The 21,796-nt window shown below is 71.4% G+C and carries 23 protein-coding genes; 7 read left to right on the top strand and 16 right to left on the bottom strand.

What is annotated here, in order from left to right; all coding sequences use genetic code 11:
* Positions 1-54 precede the first annotated feature (54 nt).
* A complete protein-coding gene (locus tag ACFV9O_RS16370; protein WP_385417883.1) occupies positions 55-588 on the top strand; it encodes a cysteine hydrolase family protein in 534 nt (177 codons plus the stop codon).
* Here ACFV9O_RS16370 and ACFV9O_RS16365 read toward each other — a convergent pair.
* From ACFV9O_RS16365 to ACFV9O_RS16320, 10 genes are all read right to left on the bottom strand, one after another.
* Positions 575-964 (bottom strand): PPOX class F420-dependent oxidoreductase, encoded by a 390-nt coding sequence (locus ACFV9O_RS16365; protein WP_385417881.1) that lies wholly within the window; start codon positions 962-964, stop codon positions 575-577. The genes ACFV9O_RS16370 and ACFV9O_RS16365 overlap by 14 nt on opposite strands.
* The gene (locus ACFV9O_RS16360) at positions 961-2,484 is read right to left on the bottom strand and encodes an FAD-dependent monooxygenase (RefSeq protein ID WP_385417878.1); all 1,524 of its coding nucleotides are present in this window, start codon (positions 2,482-2,484) and stop codon (positions 961-963) included. Before ACFV9O_RS16360 ends, ACFV9O_RS16365 begins: the two co-directional genes overlap by 4 nt.
* Positions 2,481-4,058, bottom strand: a complete 1,578-nt coding sequence (locus ACFV9O_RS16355; protein ID WP_385417875.1) for an MFS transporter — start codon at positions 4,056-4,058, stop codon at positions 2,481-2,483. Before ACFV9O_RS16355 ends, ACFV9O_RS16360 begins: the two co-directional genes overlap by 4 nt.
* Before the next feature lie 148 nt (positions 4,059-4,206).
* Complete coding sequence (locus ACFV9O_RS16350) at positions 4,207-5,244, bottom strand: 3-oxoacyl-ACP synthase (protein ID WP_385417872.1); 1,038 nt, start codon at positions 5,242-5,244, stop codon at positions 4,207-4,209.
* Positions 5,231-5,926 (bottom strand): HAD family hydrolase, encoded by a 696-nt coding sequence (locus ACFV9O_RS16345; RefSeq protein WP_385417869.1) that lies wholly within the window; start codon positions 5,924-5,926, stop codon positions 5,231-5,233. Before ACFV9O_RS16345 ends, ACFV9O_RS16350 begins: the two co-directional genes overlap by 14 nt.
* A 4-nt stretch (positions 5,927-5,930) precedes the next feature.
* Positions 5,931-6,896: an aldo/keto reductase gene (locus ACFV9O_RS16340; protein ID WP_385417939.1), complete on the bottom strand. Its 966-nt coding sequence runs from the start codon at positions 6,894-6,896 to the stop codon at positions 5,931-5,933.
* A gap of 124 nt (positions 6,897-7,020) precedes the next feature.
* Positions 7,021-8,259 carry a beta-ketoacyl-[acyl-carrier-protein] synthase family protein gene (locus ACFV9O_RS16335; RefSeq protein ID WP_385417866.1) on the bottom strand — a complete coding sequence of 413 codons (1,239 nt, stop codon included), beginning with the start codon at positions 8,257-8,259 and terminating at the stop codon, positions 7,021-7,023.
* Positions 8,256-8,495, bottom strand: a complete 240-nt coding sequence (locus ACFV9O_RS16330) for an acyl carrier protein (RefSeq protein ID WP_385417863.1) — start codon at positions 8,493-8,495, stop codon at positions 8,256-8,258. Before ACFV9O_RS16330 ends, ACFV9O_RS16335 begins: the two co-directional genes overlap by 4 nt.
* 10 nt (positions 8,496-8,505) lie before the next feature.
* Positions 8,506-9,552, bottom strand: coding sequence for a beta-ketoacyl-ACP synthase III (locus ACFV9O_RS16325; protein WP_385417860.1), 1,047 nt, complete (start codon positions 9,550-9,552; stop codon positions 8,506-8,508).
* On the bottom strand, positions 9,549-10,544 hold the full coding sequence (locus ACFV9O_RS16320; RefSeq protein ID WP_385417858.1) for an AfsA-related hotdog domain-containing protein: 996 nt from the start codon (positions 10,542-10,544) through the stop codon (positions 9,549-9,551). Before ACFV9O_RS16320 ends, ACFV9O_RS16325 begins: the two co-directional genes overlap by 4 nt.
* A 296-nt stretch (positions 10,545-10,840) precedes the next feature.
* Here ACFV9O_RS16320 and ACFV9O_RS16315 point away from each other — a divergent pair, with 296 nt between their 5' ends.
* Positions 10,841-11,890, top strand: coding sequence for a DUF2278 family protein (locus ACFV9O_RS16315; protein WP_385417857.1), 1,050 nt, complete (start codon positions 10,841-10,843; stop codon positions 11,888-11,890).
* Positions 11,891-12,003: 113 nt separating this feature from the next.
* Here ACFV9O_RS16315 and ACFV9O_RS16310 read toward each other — a convergent pair whose 3' ends face one another.
* Positions 12,004-13,815 (bottom strand): ABC transporter ATP-binding protein, encoded by a 1,812-nt coding sequence (locus ACFV9O_RS16310; protein WP_385417855.1) that lies wholly within the window; start codon positions 13,813-13,815, stop codon positions 12,004-12,006.
* A 281-nt stretch (positions 13,816-14,096) separates the two neighbouring features.
* On the opposite strand from ACFV9O_RS16310, the gene ACFV9O_RS16305 reads away from it, so the two are divergent.
* On the top strand, positions 14,097-14,459 hold the full coding sequence (locus ACFV9O_RS16305) for a VOC family protein (protein ID WP_385417853.1): 363 nt from the start codon (positions 14,097-14,099) through the stop codon (positions 14,457-14,459).
* A gap of 13 nt (positions 14,460-14,472) precedes the next feature.
* Here ACFV9O_RS16305 and ACFV9O_RS16300 read toward each other — a convergent pair whose 3' ends face one another.
* Entirely contained in the window at positions 14,473-15,735 is a 1,263-nt protein-coding gene (locus tag ACFV9O_RS16300; protein ID WP_385417850.1) for a CehA/McbA family metallohydrolase, read from the bottom strand.
* Positions 15,736-15,874: 139 nt separating this feature from the next.
* On the opposite strand from ACFV9O_RS16300, the gene ACFV9O_RS16295 reads away from it, so the two are divergent.
* Positions 15,875-16,516: a cysteine hydrolase gene (locus ACFV9O_RS16295; protein ID WP_385417847.1), complete on the top strand. Its 642-nt coding sequence runs from the start codon at positions 15,875-15,877 to the stop codon at positions 16,514-16,516.
* 156 nt (positions 16,517-16,672) lie between these two features.
* Here ACFV9O_RS16295 and ACFV9O_RS16290 read toward each other — a convergent pair whose 3' ends face one another.
* Complete coding sequence (locus ACFV9O_RS16290) at positions 16,673-17,302, bottom strand: GNAT family N-acetyltransferase (RefSeq protein WP_385417844.1); 630 nt, start codon at positions 17,300-17,302, stop codon at positions 16,673-16,675.
* Positions 17,303-17,454: 152 nt separating this feature from the next.
* Here ACFV9O_RS16290 and ACFV9O_RS16285 point away from each other — a divergent pair, with 152 nt between their 5' ends.
* Positions 17,455-17,685 carry a hypothetical protein gene (locus tag ACFV9O_RS16285; RefSeq protein ID WP_385417842.1) on the top strand — a complete coding sequence of 77 codons (231 nt, stop codon included), beginning with the start codon at positions 17,455-17,457 and terminating at the stop codon, positions 17,683-17,685.
* A gap of 188 nt (positions 17,686-17,873) precedes the next feature.
* On the opposite strand, the gene ACFV9O_RS16280 is transcribed toward ACFV9O_RS16285, so the two are convergent.
* From ACFV9O_RS16280 to ACFV9O_RS16270, 3 genes are all read right to left on the bottom strand, one after another.
* Positions 17,874-18,704, bottom strand: coding sequence for a rod shape-determining protein (locus tag ACFV9O_RS16280; protein ID WP_385417839.1), 831 nt, complete (start codon positions 18,702-18,704; stop codon positions 17,874-17,876).
* A complete protein-coding gene (locus tag ACFV9O_RS16275; RefSeq protein WP_385417837.1) occupies positions 18,701-19,072 on the bottom strand; it encodes a TraR/DksA family transcriptional regulator in 372 nt (123 codons plus the stop codon). Before ACFV9O_RS16275 ends, ACFV9O_RS16280 begins: the two co-directional genes overlap by 4 nt.
* Positions 19,073-19,142: 70 nt before the next feature.
* Complete coding sequence (locus ACFV9O_RS16270) at positions 19,143-19,469, bottom strand: TraR/DksA family transcriptional regulator (protein WP_385417834.1); 327 nt, start codon at positions 19,467-19,469, stop codon at positions 19,143-19,145.
* Positions 19,470-19,902: 433 nt separating this feature from the next.
* Here ACFV9O_RS16270 and ACFV9O_RS16265 point away from each other — a divergent pair, with 433 nt between their 5' ends.
* Positions 19,903-20,856 carry a HAMP domain-containing sensor histidine kinase gene (locus ACFV9O_RS16265; protein WP_385417936.1) on the top strand — a complete coding sequence of 318 codons (954 nt, stop codon included), beginning with the start codon at positions 19,903-19,905 and terminating at the stop codon, positions 20,854-20,856.
* 2 nt (positions 20,857-20,858) lie between these two features.
* Positions 20,859-21,518, top strand: a complete 660-nt coding sequence (locus tag ACFV9O_RS16260; RefSeq protein WP_385417831.1) for a response regulator — start codon at positions 20,859-20,861, stop codon at positions 21,516-21,518.
* Positions 21,519-21,796 lie beyond the last annotated feature (278 nt).

Genomic DNA, 21,796 nt, shown 5'->3' with positions numbered 1-21,796 from the left:
TTCCCCTCCTGATAGCGTGCCGGGAGACCGCCGATCATCCGCCATGGGGGAAGAATGACCAGCGCACGCACGGCACTTGTTCTGATTGATCTGCAGCAGTGGATCGTTGACATGCCGTGGGAGCCGGTCGCGGGAGGCGTCGTCGTCGACGCCTGCAGGGAACTGCGCGATCGCTTCACGAACGCCGGCTCCTCGGACGTGGTCCTCGTCCGGTACGTACGGGCCGACGGCGCCGACGGAGGTGTCGGCGCCGCCCCCAACCGGCTGGTCCCCGGCCTCGAACCCCGCGCGGACGACCATCTGGTGACCAAGAACGGGCTCGACGCCTTCGAGGGCACCGGCCTCGACGACCACCTGCGCGGATCCGGCGTCACCCGGCTCGTCCTGGCCGGGCTCTCCACCGCGCACGGGGTCGCCGCGACCGCCGCGACGGCGAAGGCGCTGGGCTACGACGTGGCGGTCGCCGCCGATGCGACCGCGAGCCGCAGCCAGGGCGAGCACCGTGCGGCACTGGAGCAGCTCGCCGGACTCGGCGTGCGGATCGGCCGCGTCGAGGACCTCCTGCCCGAACCGGTCACTGGTAGCTGACCGACGTGGGCTTGACCACGTAGACGATCCGGTGCGCGACGTCCGGCGGCGGGCCGTCGAGCTTCATGCCGTACCGCTCCGCCAGGGCCGCGAAGAACGCGCCGGACGAGTCGTCGTCGATGCGGACCACCTCGCCACGGATCTCGAGGTAACGGTAGGGCTGCTCGGGGTCGTTGACGGACACCGCGACATGCGGATCGGCCGTGATGTTCTTGTACTTGTAGCGCGTCGTCGTATTGGTGAACCGGACGAACTCCCCGTCCCAGGAGAACCACATGGGATTCACCTGCGGCCCGCCGGCCGGCCGGATCGTGGCCAGATGGCCGAACAACGGCCGCTCCAGAAGATCCCGGTGGCTTTCCGGAATGAGACTCATGGCTGTGCCTTCACTTTCTGTCGTTCGCTCTGTTGCGTGGTCTGCGACGCCCTGAGAAGGGGACGGAACAGGTCGGTCAGCCGTGCCCGCATCGCGGGGACGTCCTTCGCGATCCAGTCCACGTGACCGTCCGGCCGGGCGAGTACGAACGCGTCCCTGCCGCGCCGCGGGACGACGCGGATGTCGAGCACCGGACCCAGCTCGTCCCCGCACCACCTCGACAGGTCCCGCACCGCGTCGCCGGGGCGCGCGCAGACGATCAGGGTGTGGCGCAGGTCGTCGAGCTCCGCGCGCAGCGGCAGGGGCACCAGCGCCCCCGGGACGAAGCCGGCCGCTTTGCGGCCCGCCGCGGGCTCGGCCCGGTACTTCGTCCGCAGGCCGGCCAGCCACGGGATGTAGGCCAGGTCGAACAGGCGCAGGCCCGACGCGAGCCGCAGTACGTTGTCGCGCAGGGCGACGTGGTGGCCCTTGCGCAACAGCCAGATGCGGGTCTGCACGTCGGCCTGCCGTACGACCGACCGCGCGACGTCGCCGCGTTCGCTCACATAGCTGTCCAGCAGGCGTTCGCCCGTCCGCCCGTGCCAGACGAGGGCGAGCTTCCAGGCGAGGTTGTGCGCGTCCGTGACTCCCGTGTTGAGCCCCTGGCCGCCCGCCGGACTGTGGATGTGCGCGGCGTCCCCGATCAGGAACGTACGGCCCACCCGGGTCGTGTCGGCGTGCCGTGCGTGCACGGAGAAGACGCTGATCCAGTCGGGGTCGCGCAGGGTGATGCCTCCGGGCCCGCGCTCGTCGACCAGGGCCTGCACCGCGGCCAGATCGACCTCGTCCTGCGTGAGCCCCTGCGGCGCCGAGGTGAAGACGCGCCACCGGCCGTCCGGCAGACCGCAGGTCACCAGGATCCCGCGCGGTGAGCAGAAGTAGTGCGTCATCCGGTGGTCGAGCCGGGTGTCGATCATCACGTCCGCGACCACGAAACGCAGTTCGTATGTGGATCCCTCGAACCCGACCCCCAGGTGGCCGCGGACGGTGCTGCTCGCGCCGTCCGCTCCGATCAGATAGGCGAACTCCTCCTCGTGCTCCGTGCCGTCCGGGTACCTCAGCCTGGCCCGGACCCGGTCGGGGAGCTGATCGAAGCCGAGGAGCTCGGTCCGCCACTCCGGGGCTCCCCCGACGCGGGCGAGATTGGTCCGCAGGATCGCCTCGACGTCCGGCTGCGGGCAGATCAACGGCTGGGTCGCGGGCCGGTAGCGCAGGTTCGCGATCACCTTCCCGTCGGAGTAGTACCGCATCTGCGACTGCGGCAGCGCGCGGGTGGCCAGCAGCTCTTCCCCGCCGACACGACGGATCAGCTCGAGCGTCCTCGGCCAGAGTCCCAGCGCCTTCGAGAGCGTGCCCGGTCCTTCGGCCTTGTCCACGCAGCGGACGGGTACACCGCGCCGGGTGAGTTCGATCGCCGCCGTGAGCCCGGCCGGTCCCGCGCCTGCGACGAGGACCGGCAGCGCGTCGGACGGGCCGGTCATACCGCGGCCTCCTCGGGCACGAACCCGGCCGGGGCGGCCGGCTCCGCAGGCTTCCTGCGCTCGCGCAGCATCACGCTCACCAGGACGGCACTCGCGGCGCAGATGGCGGCCACCGTCCACAGAACGGTGTGCAGGGCGCCGGTGTAACTCCCGGTGAGCAGATCGAGGAACTCGGTCCGGGCCGCACCGGTCGTACCCTCGGCCGCCCCGGCCAGATCGCCGCTGATCACCCGGTCGGCAAGGGCCCCCGCGTCGCCGCCGGCCGCGCCCGGTACGGTCGCCAGTCCGTCGGCGATCCGGTCCCTGGTCGAGTTGAGGAGCACCGCGCTCATCACCGCGATGGCGAACGCCTCGCCGGCCAGGCGCATGGTGTTGAACATGCCGGCCGCGGCACCCGCCTGCGCGGGCTCGACGGAGGTGATCGCCACCCCGTCCACCAGACCGGCGGTCATGCCCATCGCGACGCCCAGGAGCAGCAGCGGGCCGGCCAGGGCGGGCACCGGGACATCCGGGGCGATGACGGTGAGCCAGCCGGCACCCACCGCGGCGACGACCAGGCTCAGGCCCAGGATCAGCCGGGTGGACACCCCGTGCTTGACCAGCTTGCTGACGACCAGCGGAACCACCAGCACCGGCAGGGTGAGCAGCATCATCGTGGCGCCGGAGCCGTTCGTGCCCATCCCTGCGACCCCGGTGAAGTAGGTGGGGAGCAGCACCAGCAGGCAGACGAAGCCGAAGGACAGGGCCACCGGGATCAGCGAAACCGCCATGAACCTGCCCTGCTTCAGCAGGGAGAGGTCGAACATCGGCTGCGCCTGACGGAGTTCCGCGACGACGAACAGCGCCATGAGCACGACCGCACCGGCGATCAGCGCGGGCGTCCCACCGCTCGTCCAGCCCTCCTGCGGCCCCCGCACGATGGCGAGCATCAGGCAGAACAGGCTGAGCGTGAAGGTCGTGGTGCCCGCCCAGTCGACCTTGGTCGCGGCAGGGTTCTTCGACTCGGGCATCAGGGGGACGGCGATCAGCACGACCACCGAGACGACCAGGTGGGAGAGGAAGACGGAGCGCCAGCCGAAGGCATCGACGAGGAATCCGGCGGTGGAGGGGCCGAGCGCGAGTCCCGCGCCGGCGGAGGAGCCGAGGACGGCGAAGGCCCGGGCCTGTGCCGCCCCCTCGAACGTCGTCGCGAGTATCGCGGCGCCGGCGGTCATGACCGCCGCGGCCCCGAGCCCGGCCAGGGCCCGTGCCACGTCCAGTACGAGGATGTCCGACGTCAGAGCGCTGGCCAGCGTCGACAGCGCGAACAGCGCGGTGCCGGCGCCGAAGACCAGCCGTCGGCCCAGGATGTCCGCGAGCGAGCCGCACCCGAGCATGAAGCAGGCGAACGCGAGGTTGTAGGCGTTGACCACCCACTGCAGCGGAGCGAGGCCCACGTGCAGCTCGGAGCTGATCTCCGGAAGCGCGACGGAGGTTCCGGTCAGCGACGCGGGCAGGACCAGAACAGCGAGGCATACCGCGATCAGGGTGATGGTCGGATTGCCGCGACCGGTTGCCGGATGAGCCGTGCTCATGGAAAAGGTTCCCTTTCAGGGGTCGGTTCAGGGGACGATGCGGGGTTCGAAGCCGGGTTCGAAGCGGGGTTCGAAGCGGTGCTGACGAGTGTTGGAGAGGGGAGGGGAAGGGGAGTGGACGGGAAGTCGATACGGGCCGTACGGCACCTCAGCGGGCGGGGCGGGCGACGACCACGCAGGTGAAGCCGAACCCGCCGCCGGCCGAGACGGCGATCGCGATCTCTCCGGGGGCGAGGAGGTTCTGCTCCCCGATGGCCGCCAGGTTGGCGGCCGTGTCGCCGGCGCCGAGGTGACCGGTCCGGTTGCCGAGTTCGACGATCGTGGCCTTGGTCAGACCCTCGACCGCGGGGTGGTAGGTCTCCCGGCGGACCTTGACGCCCACCCGGGGCAGGGCCAGCAGACGGATGCGCGGATCGTCGAATGCGATCCCGGCCTCGTCCAGAGCGGTCGTGACGACGGCGCGCAGCGCGTCGTGCACGCCCTGGTAGAAGCCGTCCAGGCCGACGTCGGTGATGAACGCCTTCTTGGTGCGCCTGACGTCGATCCGGTCGCTGATCCAGCGGCTCGCCGGCGTGAACGCGTCCCGGCCACGGTGCAGCCCTTCCGCGGCCGACACGGCCGCGCTGGACATGCCGAGAAGGGTGAACTCGTCGACGCTGTCGTCGCGTTCGTGCAGCAGCACGGCCGTCGCGCCGTCGCCGTAGAAGACGCCGTAGTCGCCCGCCCAGCGGTCGAATCCCTCGTCCGCGAAACGGTCACCCGTGGTGACCAGAGCGGTGCCGACCGAGCCGTCGGCCAGTATCCGGGCCGCCGCGGCCTCCAGCGCGGTGCCGCCGCCGTTGCACATCACCTGGATGCCCAGCGGTACGCCGTTCACGGCGCCGACCCGGTGGGCGACGTAGTGGGCGGGCGACCAGAAGTCGTGGCCCTGGTGATGGATCCACGCGTGGGCGGTGAAGCCGAGGTCCGCGCCGCTCCAGCCCGCGGCCATGAGTGCGCTGTCGGCCGCCGCCACGGCCATGTCCGGTGCCGAGATGCCGTACGACACGGGGACCTCGGTGACACCGGTGTTCGTCAGGTCCTCCACGCTGATCCGGTCCTGCGCGAGCGCGTTCCGCGCGGTCTCGACGGTCTCCGGCAGCCAGGTCCTGACCGCCCGGATCCCCAGTCCGTTACCGAGTCGCATGAGTGAGTTCCTCCGTGGTCTGCCGGGACGGGGCGGAAGGGTGCAGCCGGGTCCATCCGGAGCGGGCCGCGTGCGCGCCGAGTACCGGGTCGTCGCCGACGATCCCCGCGGTGCCCACGGCGAGCAGCAGGGGAAGGTCCGATGCGTGATCGCCGTAGGCGAAGCACTCCTCGGGCCGGGCGCCCGTCCTGCTCATCAGGGCGCGCGCGGCCGTCGCCTTTCCCTCACCGATGACCGTGGTGAGGACCTGGCCCGTGTAGCGGCCCGCGACGAGCTCGGGCTCCGTGCACAGCACGTGATCCGCGCCCAGATGGGCGGCGACGGGGTCGAGACAGGCCCGGAACGAGCCCGAGACCAGCGCGATCCGGGCCCCTTCCGCCTGATGCCTGCGGAGCTCCCGCACCACGTCGGCGTGGAAGAAGCCGTCGCGGGCGGCCTCCCGGGCGAACCAGGCCCGCCCGCTCCCGGCGACTTCGGCTTCCGTCATTCCCGCGTAGTTGCGGTAGTAGAGGCGGTTGGTCTCCTCCCGGGGTACGCCGGCCTCCGCCATCCCCGTCAGCTCGGCCGCCGCTGCGCGGTAACGCTCCGGATCGGCCAGGTGGAACTCGAGGAAGGAGAACATGCTCTTGACGTCGATGAGTGTCTCGTCGACGTCGAAGAACGCGATCGTCGTTCCGCTCATGGGGTCAGTACCTGCTTCCCAGAGCGGCGGGAAGCGAGCCGAGTTCGGCCAGGTCCTGCTCGGTGAGCACCAGGTCCGCCGCCGCCACGTTCTCGCGCAGATAACGGGAGTTCTTCGTGCCGGGGATCGGGACGACCCGCTCTCCCTGCGCGAGGGTCCACGCGATGGCGACCTGGGCGGGCGTCGCCGATCTGCGGTCGGCGACTTCCCGGATCACGTCCACGATCCGCTGGTTCGCCTCCATCGCGGCGCGGTGGAAGCGGGGATGGCCGGCCCGGAAGTCGGACTCCTCGAACTGGCCGGCGTGCAGCGTCCCGGTGAGGAATCCGCGGCCGAGCGGCGCGAAGGGAACGAAGCTCGCCCCCACGCTGTCGCACCAGCCCACCATGCCGCCGGAGGGCCCTTCGAGGGGATCACGCGTCCACAGCGAGAGTTCGGACTGGACGGCGGTCACCGGATGGATCCCGTGGGCCTCCACGGCCTGCTCGACGGTGGCCTCGGACAGCCCGAGGAAACGCACCTTCCCCTCCGCCACCAGCTCGGCCATCGCACCCCAGGTCTCGGCCAGGGGCACCGCCGGGTCGATCCGGTGCACGTAGTAGAGGTCGATGACGTCGACGTCCAGCCGTCGCAGACTCGCCTCGACCGCACGGCGCATGTAGGCGGGCGAGTTGTCGCGATGGGCCGACCGCGCGTCGAGGTCGTCGAGCACGATCCCGAACTTCGTGGCGAGGACGACCTCGTCCCGGCGCGCGGCGATCGCCCTGCCCACCAGCGTCTCGTTGTGGCCGGCGCCGTACAGATCGGCCGTGTCCAGGAGATTGACCCCGAGGTCCAGCGCCTCGTTGATGACCCGGACGGAACGCTCGTCGTCCCGGGCGGACTCCTGGTAGAGCCAGCTCATTCCCATGCACCCGAGGCCGACGGCGCCGATTTCGAGTCCTGTGTTGCCCAGCTTCCTCAGGCGCATCATGTGTGCCTCCTTTCCTGATGTCGCGGTGTCGCGGTGACGTGGATCGCGGTGATGTGATTCGCGGTTTCGCCGTTTCGTGGTGACGCGGCGGGTGCGGCGGCGCGGCGACGTGCGGCGCGGGTCACGCGGCCGAGAGCACGAGTGCCGCGTTGTGTCCGCCGAACCCGAGTGATGTGCTCACCGCGATCTCCATGGCGGCGGCCGTCGCCGCCCCCGTCGCCACGTCGACGTCGATCTCCGGATCGAGCTGCTCGAGGTTGGCCGTCGGGGGCACCACGCCGTGGTGCAGAGCCAGCGCGGTGAATCCCGCCTCCACCGCACCCGCCGCGGCGAGCGGGTGCCCGGTGACCCCCTTGGTCGAGGTGACCAGCGGACGCCCGCCCAGAACCCGGCGCAGCACCCGGCCCTCGGTGACGTCGTTCAGCGGAGTCGACGTGCCGTGCGCGTTCACGTGGTCCACCTCGTCCGGACCCACACCGGCGTCGGCGAGGGCGGCGCGCAGGGCGCGCTCCATGCCCGCTCCGCTCGGGTCCGGTGCGGTGGCATGGTACGCGTCCGACGACGAGCCGAACCCGACCACGTGGGCGTACGCCGAGGCGCCGCGGGCGCGGGCGTCCTCCGGGCGCTCCAGTACGAGGATGCCGGCGCCCTCCGCCGCGACGAAGCCGTCACGCGCCGCGTCGAACGGCCGGGACGCCCCGGCCGGGTCCTCGCCGCGCCCCGACAGTCCGCCCATCCGCTGCAGTCCGGTGATGGTGGCCCGGGTCAGCGCGGACTCGGTGCCGCCGGCCAGCACCACGTCGCACGCGCCGGACCTCAGGAGGTCCCTGGCCAGACCGATGGCGGTGGCGCCCGACGCACAGGCCGTGGCCGTGACCATGCTGGGGCCGAAGGCCTTGACGTCGATGGCCAGATAGCCGGCGACCATGTTCGACATCCCCATCGGGATCATCAGCGGAGAGACGCTCTTCGGCGCGTCCTCGAGGAACCTGCGGTACTGCAGCTCCAAAGTCGCGGTGCCGCCCAGCGAGTTGCCCACGACCACCCCGACGCGGGTGCCGTCCCAGGTGTCCGGGTCCAGTCCGGCGTCGGCCACGGCCTGGCGCGCGGCCACCATGGCCAGCTGGGTGAACCGGTCCAGCCGCCAGGCGCTGCCGGCACCCAGCAGTGCTCCGGCGTCGAAGTCCGGGACCCGGCACGAGAAGTCGACGGGGAGACCGGCGAGTTCCGGATCACGGGAGGCGGTCGCCTGCCCGGAGCACACCCTTTCCCAGCCGGTCTCCGCGTCGATGCCGGCGGCGGTGACGAGACCGAGACCGGTGATCGCCACGCCGAAGGGCCGCCTCGGTGGGAGCGTCACGCGCGCACGCCCTGGGACTCGATCAGCTCGACGGTGCCGGCGATGGTCGTCTCGCCCTGAAGGGCGTCGTCACCGAGGCCGGCCCCCAGCTCCTTGTTGAGGATCATCGTCAGCTCGATCAGCGCGAGCGAGTCCAGCGCGAGATCCTTGTACGTCATCTCCGGCCCGATCTTCGCGGCGGGCACCCCGAGCTGCGTGACGAGCACTTCGGCCAGCTTTTCCTGCACTGCACTCATGGTTCTTCCTTCACTTCGCCTGTGTGGACAGAGTTTTCGCCGGGAGCCCCGGCAGCGGTTCGACGGACAGTGCGGGGAACTCCAGGGCGGCTGCTCCCCAGGTGAGCCCGCCGCCGAAGCCGCAGAGCAGCACCCGGTCGCCCGGAGTGATCTCTCCCGAGTGCACGCCGTCGACCAGCGCGAGCGGGATGGAGGCGGCCACGGTGTTGCCGACCCGGTCCAGATTGACCACCAGCCGGTCGTCGGACAGGCCGAGTTCGGCCCCCACGGCCGTCAGGATGCGTATGTTGGCCTGGTGGGCGACGAGCCGGTCGACGGTGTCGACGGGCCAGCCGATGCGGTGCGCAAGCCTCCGGGAGGACTCGCTCATCCGCGTCACCGCGTTACGGAACACCGAGCGGCCCTGCATGGTGAAGTACAGGTCACCGGTGTCGAGGGCGCCTCGCGAGCGTTGCTCGGACCCACCGCCCGGCACGGTGATCATGTCGGCCTGGGAGCCGTCGCTGCCCAGGTCGAATCCGAGGAGTGCCCCGGGCTGTCCTGCTGTCCCCGCGTGCAGCAGGACGGCCCCGGCCCCGTCGCCGAAGATCGCCCTGGTCGTGCGGTCCTCGGGGTTGAGGATCGTGGAGAAGGTGTCCGCGCCGATCACCAGCGCGCTGTCGGCGACTCCCGCACTGATCATGCTCGACGCACTGGCCAGCGCGTACACGAACCCGGTGCAGACGGCGGCCACGTCGAACGCGGGAATCTCACCGAGCCCCAGCCGGCTGGCGACTTCGGGCGCCGTGGCCGGGCACGGGTGATCCGGGGTACTCGTCGCGAGCACCAGGAGATCCACCTTCGACCTCCCGGCCGAGGCCAGGGCACGCGCCCCGGCCTCGACCGCGACGCCCGACGTGGAGAGCTCGGGAGGGACCACGAACCGCTGCCGTATCCCCGTCCGCGTGGTGATCCACTCGTCCGTGGTGTCGAGCTGCAGGGCGAGGTCGTCGTTGGTGACCCTGACCGGCGGCAGCCAGCCCCCGAGCCCGGCCACCACCGCTGCCCGTCCGGTCACCGCTCACTCCGGTGGGACGCCGGGACGGCCGAGGCGTCCATGGTCCCGGCCGCGATCTCGTCACCGTTCTGGACGACCGAGATCCTGAACGTCTGGATCCCCTCGTTCCGGTGCTCGGGGACCGCGCTCACGGTCGTCGGCGCGTCGAGCTCGGCGAACTTGGAGAAGGCGAGATCGAAGCCGACCACCGTGGTCTCCGCCGCCTGCTGTCCGAAGAGCTCCGCTCCGGCCAGCAGGCACGCCTGGCGAGCGGCCTCCGTGAGGACCATGCCAGGAACGTGGTCCTGCGCGTGGTCGAACATGCTCACGTTGTCGTTCGCGACACGGACGCCGGCCGTGATCCCCTCCTCGTTCCGCACCGGATCGACCAGCAGGGCGTTGACCGCGTTCGCCCGCCCGACCTCCCCCGGGGAGACCGTCGCCGGCGTGGCCGGCACGTCGTCCGAGGAGACGGGTGCGCTGCCCCGCCGTGCCGACCGCAGATAGGAGTACGTCGCGGAGGAGAGGTAGCCGACCTCCATGTGGATGTCCCCGACCGCCCGGCCGCCGATCAGCAGTCCCATGTCGTAGGAGACGGAACGGGTCGGTGCCGACGATCCGAAGGCCCGGTCGGTCGTCACCTCCATGGTCAGCTCGGCAGGAGTGCCGGCGTGCGCGGTGAACAGGCCGGGCAGCCGCATCGACCACGACTGCAGGATGAACTTGGTGTCGTCGTCCACCCCGACGTGCACGTGCGCGCCGTACGTCTCGGCCTGCCGCGCGCACTCCAGCAGCAGAATCGGGTCGATCACGGTGTGTCCGGCGTGATCCGTGAAGTAGGCGTGGGAGGAGGGGAGTTGGGCTCCCGCCCGGAAGCTCTTCCCGCCCACCACCGCGGTGTCGGTGAGAAACACCTCCGACAACGCCCGGCGGTGGAGCAGCCGCCGGTCGACGGACCGGACGAACCGGAGCTCCTGCACGCCGGGATCGATGGCACTTTCGGACACCGTCATCGACGGATTCCCCCTCTCGGAAAAGCGCGGCGGTTCCGCTCCGGTGCTCACGGATCTCTCCGTGCTGAACGGGTGGACGGAAGCGTTCGCGACTGACGGGAGGAGAAGTTAGCGACGGGCTCTTTCATCTCACTGACAGCACGAGCAAGGCACCGATCGTGCACGGGGATTTCATGTGGGCGAAGGCGTGTCGGCCTGGAGGCCCGGTGATGCCACCGGTGTACTCCGGACGGTCGTCCGTGCGCCGCACGGGTGGCCGAAAAGGCCCGTCAGCCCACAACGCCGAAGGATGACCAATGCCGCTGAAGGAATACGGTGTGCTGGCCGCTCGTGCGGTCGCACGGCGCCGTGAGGGCGCCGACCGCACGCCCCACTACCAGATCCATCTCGTCGACGACACCGGTACCCACTACAGGGCCGCGGTCAACGTCAAGTCGCAGGAGGCCCCTTCGGAGCTGCTGTACGCGGTCGACGAGGACTTCCGCCACCCGGTGACGGAGCTGCTCCCGGCCGCGGGCAGCGGCTGGTCGCGGCTCGACTCACGCGAGGGACAGGGCGCCCTCGACTTCGTGCGCGGCGGCCTGTTCGACCCCGCGTCCCTGCGGCCCCTTCCCGCGGATCTGCCCGGCACGGCCAACGACCTTGCCGATCTCCTCGACCGCCATGTGGAGCGGGCGATCGCCGACGGGACGGCGGTGCTGTACGTGTTCGGGGAGCGCTGGGGTCCCGAGGACACGGCGGACAAGATCTTCGGCTTCCGTCCCGGCAACGGTGTGCACGACGTCCATATGAACCAGGGCAACAGCAAGCGTTTCGAGTCCCAGGACGGGGTGTGGCAGGACGGCGCGCTGCTCATCCGTCTGCCCGGGGACTCCGGCTGGGTGGCCGTCTTCCTGGCCTTCCAGTCGCAGGCGTGGCAGACCGACGACATCACGGGCCACGCCCTCGCGTCCCCGCCCCAGTGGCCGACCGACCCGGAGGCGCCCGGGCAGCCGGACGAGCCGGGCGACGGTGCCGCGCCGGTCGTGCGGATCGTGTCGGCGATGGTCAATCCGGCCGGCCAGGCGCCGGAGACCGAGACCGTCGTCCTCCTCAACGGCTCGCCGGCCGTGGTCGACCTCGACGGCTGGCATCTCGCCGACCGGAACGGGCGCCGTTTCTCCATACCCGCCCAGCGACTCGAAGCGGGTACGAGCATCACGGTCACCGGACGCGACGGATTCCAGCTGGGCAACCGGGGCGGCACCATCACGCTCACCGACCGGGCGGGCCGTACCGTCCACAGCGTGACGTACACGGAGGGGCAGGCCCGGCAGGAGGGGCACCCCATCAGCTTCGAGGCGTAGGGAGAGGGAGCGGGAACAGGGACGAGGGACCGGTCCAGGTCGCTTCCCCATGACCTGGACCGAGGCCCATGGGCGTCCGCCGTGCCCACCGCCAGGCGCCCTCGCGCGGTCGCTCAGTCGGCGGCCGTCAGGAACTGGGTCGTCGCGAGCTCGGCGTACAGCGGATCGGAACCCACCAGCTCGGAGTGCGTGCCGATGGCCTGGACCGTGCCGCCGTCCATGACGACGATCCGGTCGGCCAGCGTCACCGTGGACAGCCGGTGCGCGACCACGAGCACCGTCGTGGTGCGGGCGACCTCGGCCACGGTGTCCCGCAGCGCCGCCTCGTTGACGGCGTCGAGCTGCGACGTGGCCTCGTCGAGGAGCAGCAGTCGAGGACGGCGCAGAAGGGCGCGGGCGATGGCGACGCGCTGGCGCTCCCCTCCGGAGAGCTTCGTGCCGCGGTGGCCGACCAGGGTGTCGAGGCCCTTGGGCAGCCGGGCGACGAGGCCGTCGAGGCGGGTGGTGCGCAGGACCTCCCGCAGGTCGTCGCCGGTGGCGTCCGGCGCGCCGAGCAGTAGGTTGTCGCGCAGGGACCCCGACAGCACGGGCGCGTCCTGCTCGACGTAGCCGATGGCGGCCCGCAGTTCCGGGATCTTCCAGGACATCAGGTCCCGCTCGTCGAGGAGGATCGTGCCGGACGTCGGCTCGTAGAACCGCTCGATGAGGGAGAAGACCGTGGTCTTGCCGGCTCCTGACGGGCCGACGAAGGCGGTCATGCCGCGGGGCGGGACGGTGAAGCTCACCCCGTGGTGCACCGCGGGCAGGTCCGGTGCGTAACGGAAGTGCACGTTCTGGAAGGCCAGTCGGGCAGGCTCGGCACCGGACGCCGGCAGAGCCGCGGGGCTGCTCACCGGTTCGGTCGGCAGCCGCTGGGCCTCCTGGATGCGGCCCACGGCCGCGGCGCCGACCTGGTACTCGGTGACGGCGCCGACGAGTTGCTGGATCGGCGGCATCAGATAGAAGACGTACATCAGGAAGGCGATCAGCGTGCCCACGTCGATCGCCCCGGAGGCCACCCGCGACCCGCCGACGGCGAGGACCGTGAGAAATGCGATCTGCGAGGCCAGGCCCGCGGTGTTCCCCGCCAGCGCCGTCCACTTGGCCGCCCGCACGCTGGACCGCCAGGACTCGGCGGCGGCCCGGTGGATGGCCTCCTCCTCGCGGTGCTCGGCCCCGGACGCCTTGACCGTGCGCAGGGCACCGAGCATCCGCTCCAGCGCGGCGCCCATCAGACCCACCGATTCCTGGGCGCGCTTGCTGGCACGGTTGATCCTGGGCACGAGGATCCCGATGACCGTGCCGGCGAAGAGGAGCACGCCGAGCGTGACGGCCAGCAGCACCGGGTCGAGCACGCCCATCATCGTCACGGTCGCGACCAGCGTGAGGCTTCCGGTGACCGCGCCGACGAGGGAGTCCGTGGTGACCTCGCGCAGCAGGGTCGTGTCGGAGGTGACCCGGGACATCAGATCACCGGGCTCGGCGTGGTCGACGGCGGATATGCGCAGGCGCAGCAGATGGGAGACGAGCCGGCGCCGCGCGGTGAGCACCACCGACTCGGCGGTGCGCCGCAGCACGAAGGCGCCGAGTGCCCCGATCGCCGCGTTGCCGACGACCAGCAGGGTCATCAGCAGCAGCGCGCCGGTCACCGGCCGGTCCGCGCCCAGGTTGTCCACCAGCCGCTTGGCCGCCAGCGGCAGGATCAGCCCGGTGGCCCCGGTGATCAGGCTCAGCAGCCCGCCCAGCAGCAGCCAGTGCCGGTACGGGCGTACGTAACCCAGCAGCACGCGCCACGCCGGGGGATCCGCGGCCGCCCCGGCGACGCCGGGGGAGGTCTGCGCGTGCGCGGGCTGTGTGTCCGGCTGCGTGTCCTGCTGGGTGTCCATGAAGGTCCTCGCGGGGGTGCCATGACGGGCTGACGAACTGCTGTGCCCTCAGTGAAGCGGATCAGCGGGCCCGGCAAGGCAGGTTCACGAGTCCTGTGGCACTGCACGGGTCACACGTCGCGGTGCTGTGTGACGGTGACGGTGGCGGCCGCAGGCCGGCACGATCGCGATGCAGCCGCAGAAGACGCCGAGTCCGGTCCACGGCGGCAGCCCGTCGCCGTCGGTGCTGACGTTCGCGTGTCACGCCGGGTCGCCGCAGCGCCGTGGTGAACACTGGCCGCATGGCAACAGGCATGTTCAGCGGCGCACACGTCATTCTCTACAGCCAGGACGCCGACGCCGATCGGGCCTTCATCAAGGGTGTGCTCGGTTTCGCGCACGTCGACGCCGGGCACGGCTGGCTGATCTTCAAACTGCCGCCCGCCGAGATCGCGGTGCATCCGACCGAGGGGCCGGCGCAGACCGAGTTCTATCTGATGTGCGACGACCTGGACGCCGTACTCGCGAAACTGACCGAGCACGGCGTCGAGATCACGCAGCCGGTGAGCGAACAGGGCTGGGGGCGGCTCACGGCGGTGCGCATGCCGAGCGGGTCCGAACTTCCGCTCTACCAGCCGCTGCACCCCGTCGCCCACAGCCTCTGACGCACGTCGGGTCCTACGGCTGGAGCCACCACGGGCTGGAGTAGGCGACGCCGAGGTCGTTGCAGGGGTGGCCCGCCGGGCCGGGCTGCCCGTTCGGCTGCGAGGGATCCGAGATGCGCAGCACGACCCACGCACCGTCCTCGACGTCGAGCGGGACGGTGAACTCGACGAGGCTCCCGGACGTTGTCGCGATCACGTCGGCCACGTTCGGCGCATCGGTGCCGGGGCGCAGCACCTGGACGTGGAGGGGCTTGCCCGCCCAGTCGGGACCGCGGTCGAGGTCCACGGCGAAGCGCACGTCGCCGGAGGCGAGGGGCAGGGTGCCGCCCATCTGCACGCCGTACGCGGTGGCGTCGAGGCGCAGGCCCGAGTACCTGGTCGCGAAGAAGCGGCGGGCGCGCAGGGCTTCGAGCACACCGGCACGGGTGTTCTCGGTGACCCACAGCCCGGCGCGCCCCACGCCCTCGGGGTGGCCCCACTCGGTGCCGTGGTGGTCGCTCACACCGGTGATGCCGGTGCGCCAGCCGGCGTTGAGACAGGCGTTGAGGTGCGAGGACCCGCGGTCCGCCCAGCCGTCGAAGAGGTAGTCGTCCCCGCGGTTGAACATCTCGACGCTGACCATTTTGTCGCGTGCCGCGGGCACGTACGCGAAGTCGTCGAAGCGTCCGGCCTCACGCCCAGGGTGGTTGAAGCCGGCGACACCGTCCCGGCTGCCGAGCCAGCTGTAGAGCGAGCTCATCGAGCCGGCCCCGCCCAGGTCGACGAACTGGTCCGTGAACCAGACGTTGGCGTGGCCGATGAGCGGGTGCGACCACTCGAAACCGCGGATCGCGGTGTAGGCGCCCGGGTCGTCCGCGGCGTCGGCGAGCTGTTTGGTGCGGTCCCATTCGCTCTTCGTCAGGCCGTTGATGGCGAAGAGGGTGGTGTGGTCGGTGAGCGCCGCGACGTCGAGGCCGGCGTCGCGCATGGAGGCGAAGGCCGGCGCGGGGTCGCCGTCGCCGTCCGACATCAGCGTGTGGTTGTGCAGATCGGCATGGACCAGTTGGGTGCCCTGGGTGACCAGGGACGCGCGGGAGGCACCGGCCCGGGGCGCCGGCGCGGGGCCCGACGCGGTGCGGGTGGCGGCCGCGTGGGCGGTGCCGGGTGCGGCAGCGGCGATGAGCAGGCCGCTCGCACCGGCGAGCAGGGAACGCCGGCTCGGTCCGGGGCCGTGGGCGTGGGCGTGGGCATGACCGTGGGCGTGGGGGTGCGCTGCGTCATCGTGGTGTCCACTCATGGCCTACAGTTCAGCGGCTTGGCAGGAACACGACCAGAATGCGGGACTCCCGACGGGTGAACGGTCGAGTTCCCGCCGCGGGGCAGCCGTTCCGCGCGGGTGCGTTCGTGACGGGGAAGGCAGGGGTAGCGTCACGACCGTGGATGAGCGATATGGGCTTGGCGTTCCCCGTTCCCTGACGGAAGCGTGCGATCCGCGACGTACGGCACTGCTGGTCTACGACATGCAGATCGGTGTGCTGAACCAGATCGGCGAGCGCGGCCGAGTCGTCCGCCGGGCCGTCGAGGTCGTCGAGGCCGCCCGGGCCGCCGGGGTCCGCACGTACTTCCTGCGGCACGTCACACTTCCCACCCAGCTGATGGGCGCCTCCCAACTGCGCATGTGGCGCGCCTGGCAGCGGGCCGAGCGAGCCGCCGACGTGGTCTCCCCCTTCCCGCCGGACGCCGCGCAGACGCAGCTCACGCCCGAGTTGCGGCCGACGGACCGCGAGGCCGTGATCGACAAGATCACCATGTCGGCGTTCGAGGGCACCTGGCTCGACATCGCTCTGCGCGACTGCGGGATCACCACCGTCGCCGTCATCGGCGTCGCCCTGGAGATCGGCATCGAGCCCACCGTCCGCCACGCGGCGGACCTCGGCTACGTACCGGTCGTCATCACGGACGCCTGCGGGGCCGGCGACCCGGAGGCCGGCGAACGGTCGCTGGCCGCGCTGCGTTTCGCCGGTGACGCCCTGCTGACGACAACCGAGGAGTTCCGCGCCGTACTCGCTCCCCAGTGACGGGGAGTGCGAGCGCCACGGCGTCGGCGGCGCGAACGGACCCGTGCGCGAGCGGTCACCACCCCTGCCCGGCGCGGCCATGGCGAGAAGCTCCACCCAACTCCGCGGGAGCTGCGGAGGTCCGACAGTACAGCGGACCCCGACCGGGCAACGGGCTCAGAGCGCGCCGGGCAGCAGCCCGGTGGCGGCCGGGACCGCGTCGCGGCCGGGGGACGTCGGCGCCGGGGCCGTGAGGTACAACGCCTGGCGCTCTCCGTACTCCACGAGTTCGTCGGTGCAGCGCATGCCGATCGACTCCAGCAGTCTGCACGACGCCCGGTTCGCCGCCCGCGTCACGGCGACGATCCGCGCGGTCCCGGGGACGCTGTCGAGGGCCCAGCCCACGGCCGCTCCCACGGCCTCGCGACCCAGGCCCAACCCCCAGGACTCCGGCAGCAGTTGGTACGAGACCTCCGTGGCGCCCCGTGAGGACCGCGGGTCGATGGTGACCAGCCCGATCATCGCCCCCGTCTCCCGGAGGGCGACTGCGAACACCCCCACGGCACCCGGCAGGTACGCCCGCCGCATCCTGATCCTGTCCTCGCTGACGGGCCCGCCCATATAGGCCCGTACCCTCTCGTCCCGCCACAGGACCTCGGCGACGCGCAGGTCCTGCTCACCGGCCGGTCGCAGCACCAGGCGCTCGGTGCACAGCGTCGTCGGCCACCAAGCCGAGACGGGAGCCGAGACGGGCGCCGAGGTGGGGGAGGGAGAAGGCGAAACGGGAGGGACATCGGCATCGCTCATCCGCAGATCGTTGCACCACGAGGCCGCGCGACGTGGGAGCCGGGGCATGCGGCGCCACCGCGTGGCGCCGCGCGCCGCACCTCACCGGGACGCGCACGGGCGCGGAGTCGTGCCCGGCGTGCCCTTGGCGGATCCGGCCCGTTGTACCGGCCATGAACGTACGTCGCCTTTTCCACGCCCTCGCGGTCGGCGCGGCGCTCCCCGTCGCCCTGACGACCGCCGCCCAGGCCGCCGACGCCGCGCCGTCGCACGCACTGCCCGACGAGCCCCGGAGGCAGGCCACCGAACCGAAGGTCCTCGGCGGGGAGGGCCCGCTCGGCGAGGCCCTCACGACCCACATCAGGACGGTGGGCGAAGCCCTGGCAAGGAGTCAGGGGACCTAGGAAGGTGTCCTGCGGATCCTGCCGGGCTCGCGTGCCCCGGCACCGCACCTCGCTGCGTTGTCGTCGGTCACCGACTCTTCCGTACGTTGGCTTGCCCGGACGACGGGGACGGTTCCCGCAGCCCGGACACGCTGCCCCGGACGCCGTACTACTGCGGTCGGTTGGCGGGGCGTGCGCCGCACATCAGGTCAGTTCCCCGAGGGGTGGTCGGCGTCGGTAGTGGCGGTGATGGACGGGTGGCGGTGGGCCGATTCCAGGATTCGGGCGGCGCCGCGCAGGGCGACCGTGCGGGGTGCGGAGGCGGGCCTCACGGGGACGCGCAGTTGTCCGGTGAGGTGGTGGGCGAACTCCGGGCGCACGGCTCCGCCGCCGGCGAGAAGCACCCCGCGCCGGAGAGCGTCGACGGTCTGCGAGCTGAGGTCCCGGCGCAGCATGACGGTCACCATCGTGATCACGGACCGGGTGATTTCACGGAACGTTACCGTCTCATCGAGATCGCTGGTGCCCAGCGCGGTCCGGTAGGCATTGGTGACCTCGCCGTCGGTCAGCAGGGCGACCTCGGTGAGGTGGGCGCCGATGTCCACGATGAGCAGGGGTCGGGTCAGGTCGGCGTAGGCGCCCAGTGCGATGGCCCTCGCGGTGGGGACGGTCAGGACGGTGCGGGGCCGCAGTGCTTCCAGCGCGGTCAGAGCCGAGGCGCGGTAGCCGGGACCGGACAGCACCGGTGTGGTGAGCACGATCAGCGGGCGCCCGCAGCGGGGAATGCGGCGGCTCAGCAGGCGATCGAGCATCCTGGCGGTCCCGTGTGCGTCGACGATGGTCCCACGCTGGATCGGGTACGAGGCGCCGGTGCCGGGGAAGGCCACCGTGGGTACGTCGAGGAGTACACCGCGGCCGGGCGCCCAGGCGCGGGTGCGGGCACTGCCGAGTTCGATGGCGAGCCCGGTTCCCAGCAGCCGGCGAGCCGGCCACGCCGTGTGGCGGCGGGCGGAACCGAAAGGAGGGCGGGCGGCAGTCACCGTCGTGCCTCCCCGAGTTGTTGGCAGCGCGCGCAGTAGCGGGCCTGCGGCACGATCTTCAGACGCCGCAGGGGGATGGGGCGCGTGCACCGGGGGCAGATGCCGTACCGGCCCCGGTCCATCCGTTCCAGAGCCGCTTCCACATCGGCCAGGACCATGCGGGCGTATGCGGTCAGCTTGATGTGGACTTCGATCTGGGAGGCCGCCTGCTGCTCACGCGCCCGGTGCGCCCTGGTCGGTGCGGACTGTCCGATCTCCTGAAGCTGCTCCAGGCGGAAGACACGCTGCTCGTGCAGGCTCTCGCGCAGCAGGGCGAGGTCCTCCGGAGCGAGTTCTGAACTGTCCACGCCGACGACCTGGTTGTTCACGGCTTCATCCCTCCACAGGGCGCAAGGGGCGAGTGGATCCGGTTGTGGCCGGGCTGCCTTTCGGGGTGCGTCAGGCGGGGCGTTGCCGGCAGCCGACACAGCAGCGCGCGTACGGGAGGATCTCCAGCCGTTCGACCGGGATGGGCTTGGCGCAGTCCTGACAGGTCCCGTAGCTGCCCTCGTCCAGCCGCTGGAAGGCGGTGTCGATCTCTTTCAGCACGCGCTGGATGGAGGTCCTCTGCGCGGCCATGAGATCGTCGGCCGCCTCGTGCCCGGCCTCGTCGATCGCGTTGAGCTGGGTGATCCGCGAGTTGCGCTCATGCTGAAGGCGCTGCCGGATCTCGTGGGCGGTGAGACGTTCCGGGCGGGCTTCGTGTCGGGCCGCGTCGAGCGACATCAGTGCAGTCCTCTCCGTGAGATCGGTGACTCGGGGCTGGCCACGGGATCCACGGCGCCACCACCGCATGCGGCCGGGGCGCCGGGGGAGGCGAGCCAGGGGTATATGACTCCCACCCTGGTCGGGCCGCTCATCGGGGTCCATCGGTCCCAGCACCCATTTCCGGTGGGTTCGAGGGTGTACGCGACCGGGGGCGAGGACGCACACGGCGGGTTCAGATGGCTGCCAGGTCCCATCGACCAATGGGGCCCGGGCCCGGCAAGCTGGCCGCCGGGAAAGGGGTTGGCGCACGGCTGCCCGACCACGCCAGGGTGTCCCGCCCGGGCCGAGGCGGAGCCGGGCCGGACCAAGCCGAGGAGTACCCGGGCCGGACCGAGCCGAGGAGTAGCAGATAGTGGTAGGGACACTGGAGACCAAGGAGGCTCTGCACCCCGTGCCCTTGTTCTGGCGGATCTTCGGGCTCAACGCCCTCGTGCTCGGTACGGCCACGGCACTGTTGCTGTGGGCACCGGTGACCGTCTCGGTGCCGGTGCTGCTCACCGAAGCCGTCATCCTGATCGGCGGCCTGGCCGTGATGCTGGTCGCCAACGCCGCCCTGCTGCGCATAGGTCTGGCTCCGCTGGATCGGCTCACACGACTGATGACCAAGGTCGACCTGCTTCACCCGGGACAGCGGCTGCCGGTGTCCGGGCACGGCGGCGTCGCCGAGCTGATCAGCACGTTCAACGACATGCTCGACCGGCTGGAAGCGGAGCGCGCCACGAGCGCCGCCCGGGCACTGTCCGCGCAGGAATCGGAGCGGCGACGCATCGCGCAGGAGCTCCACGACGAGGTCGGGCAGAGCATGACGGCGGTCCTGCTGGGACTCAAACGTGCGGCGGACCAGGCCCCCGAGCCCCTGCGCACCGAACTGCGGCAGGCGCAGGAGACCACGCGCGAGAGCCTGGATGACGTGCGCCGCCTCGCCCGCAGGCTACGCCCCGGTGTGCTGGAAGATCTCGGCCTGGTCAGCGCGCTGACCTCGCTCGGCACCGACTTCGCCACCCATACCGGGCTGGAGGTGAGGCGCGGCTTCGACGCGGACCTCCCACCGCTCGACCGCGAGACGGAGTTGGTGGTCTATCGCGTCGCCCAGGAGGCTCTGACCAACATCGCCCGCCACGCCGATGCCGAACGCGTCGAGCTGACCCTGCGCCCCACTCCCTCCGGCGTGGTGCTGTGCATCGAGGACGACGGCCGCGGCACCGGGGCCGCCCGAGAAGGTGCCGGGATTCGCGGAATGCGGGAACGCGCCCTGCTCATCGGTGCCGGCCTGGAGATCGGCTCCCGCCCCGCAGGCGGCACGCGGGTGTCCCTGTCCGTCCCCACGGCTGTGAAGGGCCCATGACCATGTCCGACGCAGCACCGACCCGTATCCTCCTCGCCGACGACCACGCGCTGGTCCGGCGCGGCGTGCGGCTCATCCTCGACAACGAACCGGACCTCGAGGTCGTCGCCGAGGCCGGCGACGGTGCGGAGGCCATCGCCATGGCCCGCACCCATGCCATCGACCTGGCCGTCCTCGATATCGCCATGCCCCGGATGACGGGGCTCCAGGCCGCCCGTGAACTGTCGGCGCTGCAGCCCGGCCTGCGCATCCTCATGCTGACGATGTACGACAACGAGCAGTACTTCTTCCAGGCCCTCAGAGCGGGAGCCTCCGGATACGTGCTGAAGTCGGTCGCCGACCGCGACCTGGTCGAAGCGTGCCGAGCGGCGATGCGCGGTGAGCCCTTCCTCTACCCCGGCGCAGTCACGGCCCTCATCCGCAGTTTCCTCGACCGCGCCCGGCACGGCGAGGAGGTCCCGGACCGGATCGTCACGGCCCGGGAGGAGGAGGTCCTCAAGCTCATCGCCGAGGGCAACTCCTCCAAGGAGATCGCCGAGACGCTCGTCATCAGCGTCAAGACCGTCCAGCGGCACCGGGCGAACCTGCTGCACAAACTCGGGCTGCGTGACCGGCTGGAGCTGACCCGCTATGCCATCCGTGCCGGCCTGATCGAACCCTGAGCGCTGACCACGCCTCGCCCTGACCACGCCTCGCCCTGACCCATCCCGGCCAACGGGCCGGTGCCCCTGCCCCCGAACGGACCCAGCGCACTTCGGCCGCGAGCCGCCCGAGCCGAGTACGAGTTGAGGAGGAGGCATCGCATGGCCCGGCGCACCCGTGCCGCCTCCCCCAGCAGACCGTACCGAGCACCCGTCACCGGCCTGTTGCTGGCGGCACTGGCCGCACTCCTCGGCCTCCTGGGCACCTCCGCCCCGGCATCCCCCGGCACACCGACGCC

Origin of the sequence: Streptomyces sp. NPDC059909 (genome assembly GCF_042730885.1) — a bacterium.
In the GTDB taxonomy this organism is placed as follows: domain Bacteria; phylum Actinomycetota; class Actinomycetes; order Streptomycetales; family Streptomycetaceae; genus Streptomyces.
The sequence above is the reverse complement of the archived record's forward strand: the minus strand, read 5'-3'. Positions and strand labels throughout refer to the sequence as shown.